Annotated in this window: 13 protein-coding genes and 1 pseudogene; 8 read left to right on the forward strand and 6 right to left on the reverse strand. The window is 68.5% G+C overall.

The genetic code is table 11. The features are described from left to right. Nucleotides 1-21: 21 nt before the first annotated feature. Nucleotides 22-537, reverse strand: a complete 516-nt coding sequence (locus JRZ79_RS20265) for an Hsp20/alpha crystallin family protein (protein ID WP_205252076.1) — start codon at nucleotides 535-537, stop codon at nucleotides 22-24. Further along, nucleotides 534-1355 carry a hypothetical protein gene (locus JRZ79_RS20270; protein WP_205252077.1) on the reverse strand — a complete coding sequence of 274 codons (822 nt, stop codon included), beginning with the start codon at nucleotides 1353-1355 and terminating at the stop codon, nucleotides 534-536. Before JRZ79_RS20270 ends, JRZ79_RS20265 begins: the two co-directional genes overlap by 4 nt. 312 nt (nucleotides 1356-1667) lie before the next feature. Here JRZ79_RS20270 and JRZ79_RS20275 point away from each other — a divergent pair, with 312 nt between their 5' ends. The 4 genes from JRZ79_RS20275 (at nucleotide 1668) to JRZ79_RS20290 (ending at nucleotide 4373) form a co-directional block, all read left to right on the forward strand. Then, nucleotides 1668-2921 (forward strand): FAD/NAD(P)-binding oxidoreductase, encoded by a 1254-nt coding sequence (locus JRZ79_RS20275; RefSeq protein ID WP_010903320.1) that lies wholly within the window; start codon nucleotides 1668-1670, stop codon nucleotides 2919-2921. 127 nt (nucleotides 2922-3048) lie between these two features. Next, nucleotides 3049-3282: a hypothetical protein gene (locus JRZ79_RS20280; protein ID WP_010903321.1), complete on the forward strand. Its 234-nt coding sequence runs from the start codon at nucleotides 3049-3051 to the stop codon at nucleotides 3280-3282. 65 nt (nucleotides 3283-3347) lie between these two features. Continuing rightward, entirely contained in the window at nucleotides 3348-3767 is a 420-nt protein-coding gene (locus tag JRZ79_RS20285; RefSeq protein WP_010903322.1) for a hypothetical protein, read from the forward strand. Between the two features lie 57 nt (nucleotides 3768-3824). Beyond that, nucleotides 3825-4373 (forward strand): DUF5815 family protein, encoded by a 549-nt coding sequence (locus JRZ79_RS20290; protein ID WP_205252078.1) that lies wholly within the window; start codon nucleotides 3825-3827, stop codon nucleotides 4371-4373. Nucleotides 4374-4410: 37 nt separating this feature from the next. Here JRZ79_RS20290 and JRZ79_RS20295 read toward each other — a convergent pair. Beyond that, nucleotides 4411-5715, reverse strand: a pseudogene (locus tag JRZ79_RS20295) (erythromycin esterase family protein). A 290-nt stretch (nucleotides 5716-6005) separates the two neighbouring features. Between JRZ79_RS20295 and carB the strand changes: the two are divergent. Beyond that, complete coding sequence (gene carB, locus JRZ79_RS20300) at nucleotides 6006-9134, forward strand: carbamoyl-phosphate synthase large subunit (RefSeq protein WP_205252079.1); 3129 nt, start codon at nucleotides 6006-6008, stop codon at nucleotides 9132-9134. 70 nt (nucleotides 9135-9204) lie between these two features. On the opposite strand, the gene carA is transcribed toward carB, so the two are convergent. Further along, the gene (carA, locus tag JRZ79_RS20305; RefSeq protein ID WP_205252080.1) at nucleotides 9205-10266 is read right to left on the reverse strand and encodes a glutamine-hydrolyzing carbamoyl-phosphate synthase small subunit; all 1062 of its coding nucleotides are present in this window, start codon (nucleotides 10264-10266) and stop codon (nucleotides 9205-9207) included. 97 nt (nucleotides 10267-10363) lie between these two features. Here carA and JRZ79_RS20310 point away from each other — a divergent pair, with 97 nt between their 5' ends. From JRZ79_RS20310 to JRZ79_RS20320, 3 genes are read left to right on the forward strand one after another with little or no spacing between them, the layout of a single operon-like run. Beyond that, a complete protein-coding gene (locus JRZ79_RS20310) occupies nucleotides 10364-10777 on the forward strand; it encodes an Lrp/AsnC family transcriptional regulator (RefSeq protein ID WP_010903327.1) in 414 nt (137 codons plus the stop codon). A 39-nt stretch (nucleotides 10778-10816) separates the two neighbouring features. Further along, nucleotides 10817-11446: an NUDIX domain-containing protein gene (locus JRZ79_RS20315; RefSeq protein ID WP_205250968.1), complete on the forward strand. Its 630-nt coding sequence runs from the start codon at nucleotides 10817-10819 to the stop codon at nucleotides 11444-11446. 47 nt (nucleotides 11447-11493) lie between these two features. Further along, nucleotides 11494-11904, forward strand: coding sequence for a desampylase (locus JRZ79_RS20320; protein ID WP_205250969.1), 411 nt, complete (start codon nucleotides 11494-11496; stop codon nucleotides 11902-11904). A 51-nt stretch (nucleotides 11905-11955) separates the two neighbouring features. On the opposite strand, the gene JRZ79_RS20325 is transcribed toward JRZ79_RS20320, so the two are convergent. Further along, nucleotides 11956-12189 carry a hypothetical protein gene (locus tag JRZ79_RS20325; protein ID WP_010903330.1) on the reverse strand — a complete coding sequence of 78 codons (234 nt, stop codon included), beginning with the start codon at nucleotides 12187-12189 and terminating at the stop codon, nucleotides 11956-11958. Continuing rightward, a complete protein-coding gene (locus JRZ79_RS20330; RefSeq protein WP_010903331.1) occupies nucleotides 12189-13232 on the reverse strand; it encodes a zinc-binding dehydrogenase in 1044 nt (347 codons plus the stop codon). The genes JRZ79_RS20325 and JRZ79_RS20330 overlap by 1 nt, the downstream gene beginning before the upstream one ends. Nucleotides 13233-13299 lie beyond the last annotated feature (67 nt).

Consider the following 13299-nt stretch of genomic DNA (forward strand, 5'->3'; position numbering starts at 1 on the left):
GGCGTGTGGTCGGCTGGCTGGCTACTGGAAGGCGATCTCGTGTTGGCGCTCGGCCTCGTCTTTCGGCACAGTGACGTGACAGACGCCGTCGACGTGCTCGGCCGTTGCCTCCCCGGGATCGATGTAGTTGGGGAGCGTGATGGCGCGCTCAAGACGATCCGGGCATTCCCGGAGCAGCACGTTGTCGTCGCCCTCGATCCCCATCTGTGGGTCGGTCGAACGCTCGGCGGTCACGTAGAGGTTGCTCGCGTCGGCCTGGACCGTGATCTCGTCCTTGGAGAACCCCGGGACTTCGATCATCACGACGACCTCCGCCTCGGATTCGATGACGTCGACGTTGGGCGTGGCGGCGGGCGGTTGCTGGTCGATGGTGGCAGCCTGGCGCTGGCTGGCCCCGTCCTGGACCGGCTGCTGTTGGGGCATCTGGGGCTGCTGGCGGGGCATTCCCGCCGCGCCGACCGGTGCGGCCTGTTCGGGCGCGCTCCAGGTGGCGGCTGCACGCGGCGCGTCGTTGACGAGTCGGGGGTCGTGGCTCATTGGATTTCGGTGGTCGCGGACTCCGGCTGGCTCACTGGCTGGGGCGCGTCGGCGACGGGCTCCGAACGGATCGGCTGGCTGTCAGCCGACCCCATCAGCTGTGGCTGGTGGCGCGACTGGGCGCTGCCGAGCGCAACGTCGAGTCGCGGAACGGCCTGTGAGAGCTGCTGGGTGGTGAGACCGAGCCGGCGCGCGAGCGTCTCCACCAGCAGTTTCGTGTTCGCTGATTCGACGGACTGCTGGGGCTGGCCGCGCATCGACGGGGCGCTTGCCGGTGCGGTGAACTGGCTGGCGGGTACCTGCTGGGCGGGCTGGGACTGCGACATCGGGGACTGCTTGAACGCCGGCCGCTGGGGCTGGGCGCTGGGCTGCTGGATCGCAGGCTGGCTGAACGCCGACTGCGCGGGCTGTCGGAACTGTGGCTGGCGCGGCTGCGACTGCTGGGCCTGCCAGGTACTGGGGGTCCGCTGCGCGTTCGGGTTGGCGGCGGCTGACTGGGCAGGGATCGAGCGCGCCGGCTGTGCGGATGGCTGCTGGGCATAAGACTGCCGTGGCGCTGCCATCTTCGAGTTCGGGGCGCGTTCGGCCGGCGGCTGCTGGCGGGGCTGCTTGTACGCCTGTTGTGCGGGCTGCTGTGCGGCGGGCTGTTGCTGGGCTACCGGCTGCGGGCGGGCCATGGGCTGCTGTTGGGCGATGGACTGCTGTGCCGGTTGCTGTTGGCGGACCGTTCCGGACTGGGCGTATCGTGCGTCGACCGGGCGTGCGCGCTGTTGGGCTGTCGATGGCTGCTGCTGGCGGAATCCTGACTGGTCCTGCATTGGTGGTCCGTCTCCGGTGTGGAGACATGCGGACTGTCGTCGGGACAGGTAATAAACTAGCATTATAGTTTATCTGAATTATGGGCAGGAATCAACACCAGAGTGCAGAACTGGCGGTATAGAGGGCGTGGGAACGCTATATAGCGGTCGGATGGGCGGCGTGTTCCCCGTAACCCCACCCGGCGGAACGGCGAGGCGGCGGTGTCGTGTGCTGGCGCCGCGGCGTGGGACTGCTAGGGCGACGATACGGCGGAATTCCGGCCGGCGAGGAGATGGCAACCCACATTAACCCTGGAGGCGTGACCCCCCAGTATGAGCGCATCGTACGTGATCATTGGAGACGGCATCGCGGGCAGCTCCGCCGCCGAAGCCATCCACGAGGAGGCTCCGGACGCCGACATCACTGTCCTCACAGACGAAGGGGAGACGTTGTACAACCGGATTCTGATCAAGGAGTACGCGAAGGGCAAGCTCCCGGAGGCCCCGATCAGCATTCACGATCCGGAGTGGTACGACGAGCGCGACATCGACATCCAGTTGAACACGCTGGTCACTCGGATCAACCCGGACGCCCACACGGTCGAAACCCACGAGGGCACCGAAATCGAGTACGACAAGCTGCTGGTGGCGGCGGGGGGCACGCCCAACGATCTCCCCGTCGAGAACGCCGACGCCGACGGCGTCCATCACTTCTGGACGTTCGAGGACGCGCGCCGCATCCGGGAGCACGCCGAGGCGGCCGACACCGGGGTTGTGGTCGGTGCGGGCCTGCTTGGGATCGACCTGGCGGCGATCTGTGGTGGCCAGGACGTCGACGCCAAGTATCTGATGCGGGGGAACCGCTGGTGGCGGTACGCGCTCAGCGAGGCGGGCGCGGAGATCATCCACGAGGGGCTCCGCGAGAAGGGCGTCGAGCCCGTCTTCGAGTCCGGCGTGGATCACTTCGAGGTCGACGACGACGGCGCACTCGCGGCCGCCGTCGACGGGAACGGCGTCCGCCACGACGCCGACTTCGCCGGGGTGGCTATCGGCCTGGATTTCAACGTGGAGATCCTCCAGGACACGGACGCGACCATCGAGAACGGCGTCCACGTCGACGAGTACATGCGGACCGAGGTGGACGACATCTACGCGGCCGGCGACATCACACAGTACTGGGACACGATCCTCGACGAGCGCGCGCAGAACGGGTCGTGGGGGTCCGCGAAGCAGCAGGGTGCGCTCGCGGGGCGGACGATGCTGGCTGACAGCGGCCACGACGTGGAGATCGAGCCGTTCCGCTGGGTGTCGTCGTACTCGATCACGCACTTCGACTTCCCGTTCCTCTCGTTTGGCTTCCCGACGATCGGCGACGAGACCTGCGAGCGGTCCTACGGGGACAACGAGTGGCGGCGGCTGGCGTTCAAGGACGGCCAGCTCGTCGGCGGCGTTCTGATCGGGAACCTGGCACCGCAGTCGAAGTACAAGCAGCTCATCAAGGAGGAGGCGGTCGTGGCGGACCAACAGGACGTGTTGCTCCAGGACAACTTCGAGATGGACGAACTCGGCGCGGCGACACAGCAGTAGCGGGCGTCGCCGGTGCTGTGTCGTGTCCGACGGGGCGTTTCTGTGTGGCGGATGGCGTGTGAACGGCCAATAGAGTTAAGTCATTGAACTATGTATGGTAACTTGGCACACGCGTGCCGGTGACCGGATGAATCCAACGATCCACGCCACAAAAGCCGAGTCCCCCGGTGCAGCCGCCACCGACGGCGGTACGCACGCACCCGTTCGGGACTTCGACGAACTGGACGACCACGCACAGGACACGCTGCACGAGGCCGCCACAGGCGGCGCGGTCCACCTCGACGACGACGACGCAGCGGCGTTCACGGACGGCGAGGTCGTACGGTTCACCAGCTACTACCGGATCACCGTCGCGCGCTGACTGGTCCGAGCCACACCCCTACCCCAACCGAAGCCGTTTTTCCCGTCCGCACCCCATTCCCCGGCATGAGCCAATCCGGCGGGAGCACGGACATGACACTCGCCTTCGAGCTGTCTGCACTCAAGCAGCTCGCCAAACCCGGGACCGCGTTCGCCGGCGCTCGCCAGTGGACCGAGTACGTCGGCGTGGTCTCCGACGAGCCGACCTACGTCGTCACCAACTTCACCCGCAAGCGGCGCATCCGTCAGGACTTCTTCTCCGGGCCGAAGAGCCGCGCCGACAGCCTCCAGTCGGTCAAAGAGCAGTTCGACACGGAGCGACACGTCTTCGTCGGGATCGACGACGAGGACCGCGAACTCGCCGAGCGGGTCGACTGGGAGTATCTCACCCTGGAGGCCGCCGCGGAGAACGCCGACTGGGAGATCGCCGAGGCAGACGAGCCCGACCCGATGCCCGACGAGCCCGAGCGCGACGACTGGCCGTAGCCCCTGTCCGGGCGCGGTCCGCGGCGCTTATTCGGTGCCGACACCAACACCCACACGATGACGGAGCCACGCGTCCCCGGAACGGAGCAAGCCGACGACGACTGGGTGGACCTGCCGTGTGGTGAACAAGCGCACATGAAGGATTTCGACATGGGGATGCGGAACTACGCGTGTGCGTGTGGCGACACACACGCCGTCGTGATGGATATGCATCCGCCGTCGCGGTGGGTGCCAGAATCCATCGTGGACGTGCTCAAGGACGCCGTTGAGCCGGCTGACGGCGACGACTTCGAGGAGTTCGGCACCCCGCACTTGATGGGGGCCGTGCTCGAAGAGCTGCCCGAGGATATTACCGCTATCGACGCCAGCGAGAACGGCAGCGTTGGGTACGCGATGTGTTGGGTGACGGACCTCGACGCCCGCGAACTCCACCGGGTCGTCGTCGAGCTCGTCGTGGAGCTGATGGACCACGCCGTCAGCCACGCCGAGGCGGAGTCCTCGAAGACGGAGTTCCAGGAGCAACTGGAGGCGTTCGACGTCGAGGAGTTCGTGGCCGTCTACCGCGAGCAGCGGGACTTCGAGGACGAGTACGACACGGCGGTCTGAGCCGCTGCTCTCGTCGCCGTCGGTGCCAGTCAGCCGGCTACTCGTCGAGCGGCCGCGCCCGGGTCGTCTCGGGGAGGAACGCGAGCGCGTCAAAGGCGACGGTGTAATCGTACGTGACGAGTTCGGCTGCGGGGCTGGTCGGGTCGAACGTTGCGCCGGTCTGGAAATGGGGCCGTTCGGCGAGCCAGCCGGCCAGCCGGTCGTCCGCTCGGGCCTGTCGGAGCGACAGCACGGCGGGCGAGCCGACTGCGTCATCCAGCGCCGTTTCGATGGTGTCGTCCGGCGGGTCGTCGAGTTCGTGGCCGGTGAGTTCGTTCTCGGTGTCTTCGGCAGTGTCGATGGCCTGGAAACCGCCGCGCGCGAAGGCGGACCCGAGCGCCCAGTAGTCGTCGCCGTGGCGGGCGGCGAGGTGCTGGCCGAGCGAGGGGACGCGCTCACCGTACTGGAGGCCGGTGCGGGCGACGTGCGCGTCGTGTGCCCAGACCGGAAGGATGTCGGTGCCGGTGAACTCCCGCACCCACTCGGCGTTCTCGGCCATCGCTTCGTCCCGGACTCGTGCGTGGGTCAGCGTGTCGGCCTCCCGGAGGTCGTCGGGAAAGTGGCGTTTGCGTTCGGTCGCCTGTTCGAGCACGCGGCAGTGCCGTCGTACGAGTGCCACGCGGTCGGCGCTGGTCTCGGCGGCGTATTCGGTGCGGTGCGCATCGAGGCGGTCCCGAATTCGAGGAGTGAGGCGGTCTACTGCGGCGACCTGCGTGTCGATCGCGTCGTCTTGCTGTGGTGGGGTGCCGTCGTCGGCGGCTTCGTCGAGGTCGCCACGCACGGTGCCGAGGAACTCTGGGTCCACTGTGTCGAAGAACGCGCGGAGCGCGTCGACCGCGCCCTACGTGTACTGGGCGTCCACGCCGAAGAACCGAACCCGGTCGCCGACGGGGCGGTCGGCGTTGAACGCGCGCAGCCACTCCACGAGCGCGAGGACGCTCTCGACGTTCCACGTCCAGAAGTAGACGCCGTCGAGTGCCTCGCGTGGGTCGCCGTCCCCGTGGACGACGTAGTCGTCGATGGCGAGCGTCTCCGAGAAGTTGGCTTCGAGCGCGAACGCCCGGCAACCGAGCGCGTCGACGAGGAACCGGACGACCCGGTGTTTGAGTTGGAAGCACTCGCGAGTCCCGTGGGTGACCTCACCGAGGCCGACGAACCGGGCGTCGGTGAGGTGGGTGCGGAGTGCGTCGAGGTCGTCAATGGGCTGGGTGGGGTCTGTTCCGTGCAGTTCGGTCGCGTGGGCTGCGAGTGCGGTGGTTCGGTCGGTGTGCTGTGCCGTCGTCGTGGTGGTGTCGTCTGTCATCGTCGGTGGTGTGTGGTGTTACTGCGGCCACGGTAGCCGTCGCTGGGCGGGTGAGAACACGGGTGGCCGGTGCTACCGCGCTGTGCGGGCCCGGCGGGGCGACCCCGACGTTACCAACGGGCGACTTTCATCGCGTAGGTGTCACGGGTACAAGGTAAAGCCGTTTGGGTAGCGTGGTGAGATCCGACTCATCGTTACGAGGGTAATTCTACGATATTCGAAACTTGACTCCGATAGTCGAACGGATCCGTGTGATTTATTACGATGACCGTACGCTAGCTGGGTAACACATGACCGAGGACAGCCGGACGATACTGCTCATCGGGAGCGGCCCCATCCAGATCGGCCAGGCAGCGGAGTTCGACTACTCGGGCGCGCAGGCGTGTCGCGCGCTCCAGGAGGAGGGCGCGCGGGTTGTGCTCGTGAACTCCAACCCAGCGACCATCATGACCGACCCCGAGATGGCCGACGCGGTCTACATCGAGCCCATCGAACCCGACGCCATCGCCGAGGTCATCGAGCAGGAGGACCCCGACGGCGTCATCGCCGGGCTGGGCGGCCAGACCGGCCTGAACGTCACGGCAGCGCTGGCCGAGCAGGGCGTCCTCGACGAACACGACGTCGACGTGATGGGGACGCCGTTGGACACCATCTACGCGACCGAGGACCGCGACCTGTTCCGCCAGCGCATGGCGGACCTCGGCCAGCCGGTGCCGGCCTCGACGACCATCGCGCTCGGCGACGACGAGACGGCAACGGACATCGACGAGGGGGCGCTGCGAGAGCGCGTCGACGACGCAGTCGAGGCGGTCGGCGGGCTGCCGGTGATCGCGCGGACGACGTACACGCTGGGCGGCAGCGGCTCCGGTGTCGTCCACGACTTCGAGGCGCTCGTGGACCGGGTGCGCACGGGCCTGCGGCTCTCGCGGAACGCCGAGGTGCTGGTCACGGAGTCCATCTCCGGGTGGGTCGAACTGGAGTACGAGGTGATGCGGGACGCCGGCGACTCCTGCATCATCGTCTGCAACATGGAGAACATCGACCCGATGGGCATCCACACCGGCGAGTCCACGGTCGTCACGCCCAGCCAGATCATCCCGGACGACGGCCACCAGGAGATGCGCAACGCGGCCGTCGCGGTCATCCGCGAGTTGGGCATCCAGGGCGGCTGCAACATCCAGTTCGCGTGGCGCGACGACGGCACGCCCGGCGGCGAGTACCGGGTCGTCGAGGTCAACCCGCGCGTCTCGCGGTCCTCGGCGTTGGCGTCGAAGGCGACCGGCTACCCCATCGCGCGGGTCACCGCGAAGGTCGCGCTCGGCAAGCGCCTCCACGAGATCGACAACGAGATCACCGGCCAGACCACGGCGGCCTTCGAGCCGGCCATCGACTACGTGGTGACGAAAGTGCCCCGGTGGCCAAACGACAAGTTCCCCGAGGTGGACTTCGAGCTGTCGACGGCGATGAAGTCCACGGGGGAGGCGATGGCCATCGGGCGCACCTTCGAGGAGAGCCTGCTGAAGGCGCTGCGCTCCAGCGAGTACGATCCGAGCGTCGACTGGGCGACCGTCAGCGACGACGAACTCGCCGCCGACTACCTCCAACGCCCGAGTCCCGACCGGCCCTACGCCGTCTTCGAGGCGTTCGAGCGCGGGTTCACTGTCGGGGACGTGAACGACCACACGGGCTTCCGGGAGTGGTATCTGCAGCGCTTCCAGAACGTCGCCGCGGCCTCCGCGGCGGCGAGCGAGGGCGACGTTGCGACGCCGGCCGCGCTCGGGTACACGAACAGCGCGGTCGCGGCGTTGGCGTCGGACGGCGGTGACGTGGCCGTCGACGACGTGGCGGCGACAGCCCCCGAGCGGACGTTCAAGCAGGTCGACACCTGTGCGGGCGAGTTCGCGGCCTCGACGCCGTACTACTACTCGGCGCGCTCGCAGGGATCGACGGGAAGCGACGTGCGGGCCGACCGGGACGCCCACAGCGTGGTCATCGTCGGGGGCGGCCCCATCCGCATCGGGCAGGGCGTGGAGTTCGACTACTGTACGGTGCACGCCGTGCGCGCGCTCCGCGAGGCGGGCATCGACGCCCACGTGGTGAACAACAACCCGGAGACGGTGTCGACGGACTACGACACCTCCGACGGGCTGTTCTTCGAGCCGATCACGGCGGAGGAGGTCGCGGACGTCGTGGAGGCGACGAACGCCGACGGCGTGATGGTGCAGTTCGGCGGCCAGACCAGCGTGGACGTGGGCGCGCCCCTCGAAGCCGAGCTGGAGCGCCGCGGCCTCGACTGTGAGATCATGGGGACGGACGTGGACGCGATGGATCTCGCGGAGGACCGCGACCGCTTCAATCGGCTGCTCGACGAGCGCGACATCAGCCAGCCCGACGGGGGGTCTGCGACCAGTGTGGCGGGCGCGCTGGAGCTCGCCGCCGAGGTCGGATATCCGGTGCTGGTCCGCCCGAGCTACGTGCTCGGTGGGCGCGCGATGGAGATCGTGCACGACGACGACGAGCTCCGCCGCTACGTCGAGGAGGCCGTCCGGGTCAGCCCCGAGAAGCCGGTTCTCGTCGACGAGTTCCTCGCCGACGCCGTCGAGCTCGACGTGGACGCCGTCAGCGACGGCGAGGACGTGCTGGTGGGCGGCGTGATGGAGCACATCGAGAGCGCGGGTGTCCACTCGGGGGACTCGGCGTGCGTGATTCCGCCACGAGGGCTCGGCGACGACGTCCTCGCGCGGGTTCGGGAGGTCACCACCGAGATCGCGCGGGCGCTGGACACGGTGGGACTGTTGAACGTCCAACTCGCCGTCCAGGACGGCGAGGTGTACGTCCTCGAAGCGAACCCGCGGAGCTCGCGCACCGTTCCGTTCGTCTCGAAGGCGACCGGCGTCCCGATCGCGAAGCTCGCGGCGAAGGTGATGGCCGGCGAGTCGCTGGCCGACCTCGACGCAAGCGAGGGGGTCCCCGAGCAGTACAGCGTCAAAGAGGTGGTGTTGCCGTTCGACCGGCTGCCGGGGTCGGATCCGCGCCTCGGCCCGGAGATGAAGTCCACGGGCGAGGTGATGGGCACCGCCAGCGATCCGGGGATGGCCTACTGGAAGGCCCAGGTGGCGGCGTCCAACGCACCCGTACCCGGGTCGACGGTGGTCGTCGACCTTCCGGTCGAGGGCTTCGACGAGCATTTCGAGGTTGCGACGATCAAAGACGTGCCGGCGGCGATCCGCCGCGGTGAGGTTGCGTTCCTCGTCAGCGACGACCGTGACGCGCTGACCGCGGCTGTCGAGGCCGAGATCCCGTACGTCTCCACGGTGGCGGCCGCGGAGGCGATGCGTGAGGGGATCGCGGCGGCCGACGGTGCCCGTGAGGCCATGCCGGTCGCCGACCGGCCGGTCAACGACGAGACGTGGGGGTGACCGGTCGCACGGGGTGAGCCCCGGCCGGTGGCGTGTTGAGCGGCGAGAAACGAGGGGCGCTGGGGCGGCCTCAGTCAGCGGTGGCGGGCGTGTAGGACGCGTCAACCATCGCGAGCACGTCGTCGAAGAACCCGCGCGTGTCGTGGGGGCCGGGGTTGGCTTCGGGGTGGTACTGGCGGGTGAGAACGTCGAGGGGCGCGGAGTCAAGCGCCTCGGGCGTGCCGTCGTTGACGTTGACTTGCGTGACGGTGAGGTCGCCGGGGTCGGCGACGGTGTAGCCGTGGTTCTGTGTGGTCATGACGACGCGCCCGGAGTCGTGGTCGAGGACCGGCTGGTTGACGCCACGGTGGCCGAAGTCCATTTTCTCGGTGTCGCCGCCGAGCGCGCGGGCGACGATCTGTTGACCCAGGCAGATGCCGGCGATGGGGACGGTGCCGATGTACTCGTCGACGAGGTGTTCGGCCGCGTCGAAGTTCGCGGGGTCGCCGGGGCCGTTGGAGATGAACAGCAGATCGGGGTCGACGGCAGCGATGTCGGCGGGCGTGGCGTCGTAGGGGAGCCGGTGGACGGTCGCGCCGCGGGCGACGAACGCGTCGATGATGGAGCGTTTCGCGCCGCAGTCGACGAGCGCGACGGTGGTGTCGCCGTTGCCGTGGGTTTCGGCGGTGTCGACGCTGACGTGGGCGCCGATCTCCGTGCGGGCCGAGAGCCGTGGGCAGTCGGCGAGTTGGGCGCGGGCGGTGGCGGGGCTGGCGTCGGGGCCGGCGGCGATGCCGACCTGCATCGCGCCGCCGTCGCGGATGTCCAACACGAGGTCGCGGGTGTCGATGCCGTCGACGGCGGGCACGCCCTCGGTGCGCAGCCAGTCGGCCACGTCGTCGGTGAGCTCGCGGGCGACGACGGCGCTGGGGTGAACGCGGTCGGATTCGGTGCGTTCGGGACGGACGCCGTAGTTGCCGATGAGGGGGTAGGCGAACGTGAGCACTTGGGCTTCGTAGGACGGGTCGGTGAGGCTCTCCTCGTAGCCGGTGTACGCGGTGGTGAAGACGAGTTCGCCGCGCGCCATCCCCGGGGCGCGGGCTGTGGCTTCGACCACGTCGCCGGTTTCGAGCGCGAGGTACGCGTCGGACATTACGACATTGCCACGTATTCGCCGAGTATAAATCTTTTCTTCGTAGCTTAGTTACGAAATTCGTAACTCTTTTGCGGTGCGTGGCACAACACCAGTCATGGACGACATCGACCAACAGATCCTCGACACGCTGCGGCGCGACGCCCGCACCCCCTACACGGAGATCGCCGACGACATCGGCGTCAGCGAGGGCACCATCCGAAACCGCGTCGACCAGCTCGTCGACGACGGCGTCATCGAGCGGTTCACGGTGTCGACCTCGACCGGGAACGTCAAGGCGATGATCGAGATCGGGGTCGCGATGGACGCCGACACCCACGTGGTGGGTGACCGAATGGTCGAGTGGGACGCCGTCGACTTCGTGTGGCAGGTCTCGGGGGAAGACGACATCGTGCTCATCGTGGACGCCGCCGACACCAGCGGCGTCAACGATCTGATGCGGCGAGCCCGCGAGCAGGACGTGGTAGTGTCCACGCGCACGCGGCTGATCCTCGACGAGAAGCTGGGGTGAGTCGAAGCGCTATTAGGCAGGGTGGTCATGCGTGACAGCATGAGCGAAGCCGACCGAAGCAGCCCCGGGTCGGGGAAGACCGACCGCGAGGACGAGACCGCCGAAAACGCCACGCAGGACGTGATCGCAGTCACCCCCGACGACGAGCGCACGGGGCTGGCCAACCGCCTCGACGCGCACACCGGCGACGGCGTCCGGCATCGCGCGTTCACGTGTCTGCTGTTCGACGAGGACGGCCGCGTGCTGCTGGCCCAGCGCGCCGACCGCAAGCGCCTCTGGGACACACACTGGGACGGCACGGTCGCCAGCCATCCCATCGAGGGGCAGAGCCAGGTGGACGCGACCCGCCAGCGCCTCGCCGAAGAGCTCGGGATCGAACCACACCAGTACGACGAGTTGGAGATCACCGACCGCTTCGAATACAAGCGCCGCTACCTCGACGAGGGCCTGGAATGGGAGGTCTGTGCGGTCCTGCAGGCGACGCTGCACGACACCAGCTTCGACCGCGACCCCGAGGAGGTCGGCGGCGCGATGTGGGTCGACTACGAAGACCTCTACGAGAACCCCCGGTATTACCGCCAGCTCCGGCTGTGCCCGTGGTTCGAGATCGCAATGCGGCGGGACTTCGAGGGCGACGCCGACCCCGTCCCCGACGGCACCCGGGCGTAATCCCACACACCACCGCGACTTTTGTACTGGCGTGCCAAACGCGAGCCGTGTTCGTCCTCACGAGGGAGGGCTATGACTCAGTGCTCGATCACGCACAGGCGGACACGCCCCGTGAGGCGTGTGGCGTGTTCGTCGGCGAGCGCGACGGCGACCTGCGGCGCGTGACGGCGGTCCGACGAGTGCCGAACGTCGCTGACGCGCCCCGCATGCGGTACGAGCTGGACCCCGAGGCGACGCTAGCAGTGTTCGACGAGGCCGCCGCAGCCGGTCGGGAGGTCGTGGGGTTCTATCACAGCCACCCGGTCGGGCCGGGCCGGCCGAGCGCGACCGACCGCGAGCACGCCCAGTGGCCCGACCGTGTGTACGTCGTGGCGTCGCTGGCGGCGCGGCCGCCGATACTGGACGCGTGGCTGTGGACCGGCGAGGCGTTCGAGCGCCAGGCGGTCGCCGTGCGCTAACGGAAAGCCGGCCGATCCCGTGCCGGTCGAAGCGTGGCCGCGACCGTCGGGTCAGCCCCGAACTGCCGTCCAGACGCCGACCACACCCAAGAGGACGGCGGGAATCATCGGGATCGTGAGGTAGGTGTCACGGAACCCCAACCCGAAGCTGCCCGCGCCGGCCCAGTAGATGAACGCGGGCGCAGCCAGCCCGCAAACGGCGAGCGCGGCGACGAGTAGCCACTGGGACCGCTTGCTCATGTCGTCTGTACCGGCGGCCTCCTGGGGTTCGTGGGTCTGGACCATCAGTCGAGTTCGTTGTCCGGTTTAACGACTACTTTCCCAAAGCCCTCTCGGTTCTCCAGCAGTTCGTGGGCGCGGGCAGTCTCACGCATCGGGAGCACGTCCCTGATCCGGACGTCGAAGGTGCCGTCCCAAACGTGTTCGAGGGCGGCGTCGGCCTCGCCCGGCGTCGCCATCGTCGACCCGAGGATGTCCAGTTGGTTCCAGAACACGCGCTGGACGTTGGTCTCCGGGCGGCCGCCGGTGGTCGCCCCACAGGTGACCAGACGGCCGCCCTTCGCGAGAGAGCGCAGAGAGTCGTCCCAGGTCGCCTCGCCGACGTGATCGACGACGACGTCGACGCCGCGCTTGCCGGTTCGCGCGCGAATTTCGTCGGCGAAGTTCGTCTCGGTGTAGTTCACGACGTGGTCGGCACCGAGCTCCGCGGCGTACTGGAGCTTCTGCTCGGTGCTCGCCGTCGCGAACACCTCGGCCCCGGCGTGGGCGGCGATCTGGACGGCGGCGTGCCCGACGCCGCCGCTGGCACCGAGCACGAGCACGGACTCCCCGGGGGACACGTCCGCCCGCGTGTTGAGCATGCGCCACGCCGTCTGGAACACCAGCGGTGCGGCCGCTGCCGTCTCCCAGTCGACGTGCTCGGGCACGGCGATCAGGTTGTCCGCCGGGACCGCCGCGCGCTCGCTGTGCACGCCCGGCACGTGCTCGCCGAGCACCCGAAACGACGCGCACAGCGCGGGCTCGCCGTGCCGGCAGAACTCACACTGCCCACACGAGACCCCCGCGAGCACCGCCACCCGATCCCCGGGTTCGAACCGGGTCACCGACGCCCCGACCGCCGAGACCACGCCGGCGGCGTCGCTGCCGGGGACGTGTGGCATCGAGAGGTCGATCCCCGGCATGCCGCGACGCGTCCACACGTCGAGGTGGTTGAGCGCGCCGGCGCGCACGTCCACGAGCACGTCGTCGGCCCCGAGGTCGGGCTCCGGGACCGTCCGGTAGTCGATCACGCCGGTGCCGCCGTGGCCGTCGAAGGTGACTGCCTGCATATCGGCGTGGTCGCTCCCCCACGGCAAAACTGTACGCCCCGGCGACGCGCAGGCTCACAGTCTTATC

The organism is Halobacterium sp. BOL4-2, assembly GCF_016917835.2.
Lineage (GTDB): Archaea > Halobacteriota > Halobacteria > Halobacteriales > Halobacteriaceae > Halobacterium > Halobacterium salinarum.

Bases quoted from the DNA above. Each gene is read 5' to 3' on its own strand.
- JRZ79_RS20315 (WP_205250968.1), top strand. From the start codon at position 10,817: ATGAGCGAAGCCGACCGAAGCAGCCCCGGGTCGGGGAAGACCGACCGC.
- JRZ79_RS20280 (WP_010903321.1), top strand. From the start codon at position 3,049: ATGAATCCAACGATCCACGCCACAAAAGCCGAGTCCCCCGGTGCAGCC.
- JRZ79_RS20265 (WP_205252076.1), bottom strand. From the start codon at position 537: ATGAGCCACGACCCCCGACTCGTCAACGACGCGCCGCGTGCAGCCGCC.
- JRZ79_RS20285 (WP_010903322.1), top strand. From the start codon at position 3,348: ATGAGCCAATCCGGCGGGAGCACGGACATGACACTCGCCTTCGAGCTG.
- JRZ79_RS20330 (WP_010903331.1), bottom strand. From the start codon at position 13,232: ATGCAGGCAGTCACCTTCGACGGCCACGGCGGCACCGGCGTGATCGAC.
- carA (WP_205252080.1), bottom strand. From the start codon at position 10,266: ATGTCCGACGCGTACCTCGCGCTCGAAACCGGCGACGTGGTCGAAGCC.
- JRZ79_RS20325 (WP_010903330.1), bottom strand. From the start codon at position 12,189: ATGGTCCAGACCCACGAACCCCAGGAGGCCGCCGGTACAGACGACATG.
- JRZ79_RS20275 (WP_010903320.1), top strand. From the start codon at position 1,668: ATGAGCGCATCGTACGTGATCATTGGAGACGGCATCGCGGGCAGCTCC.
- JRZ79_RS20310 (WP_010903327.1), top strand. From the start codon at position 10,364: ATGGACGACATCGACCAACAGATCCTCGACACGCTGCGGCGCGACGCC.
- JRZ79_RS20290 (WP_205252078.1), top strand. From the start codon at position 3,825: ATGACGGAGCCACGCGTCCCCGGAACGGAGCAAGCCGACGACGACTGG.
- carB (WP_205252079.1), top strand. From the start codon at position 6,006: ATGACCGAGGACAGCCGGACGATACTGCTCATCGGGAGCGGCCCCATC.
- JRZ79_RS20270 (WP_205252077.1), bottom strand. From the start codon at position 1,355: ATGCAGGACCAGTCAGGATTCCGCCAGCAGCAGCCATCGACAGCCCAA.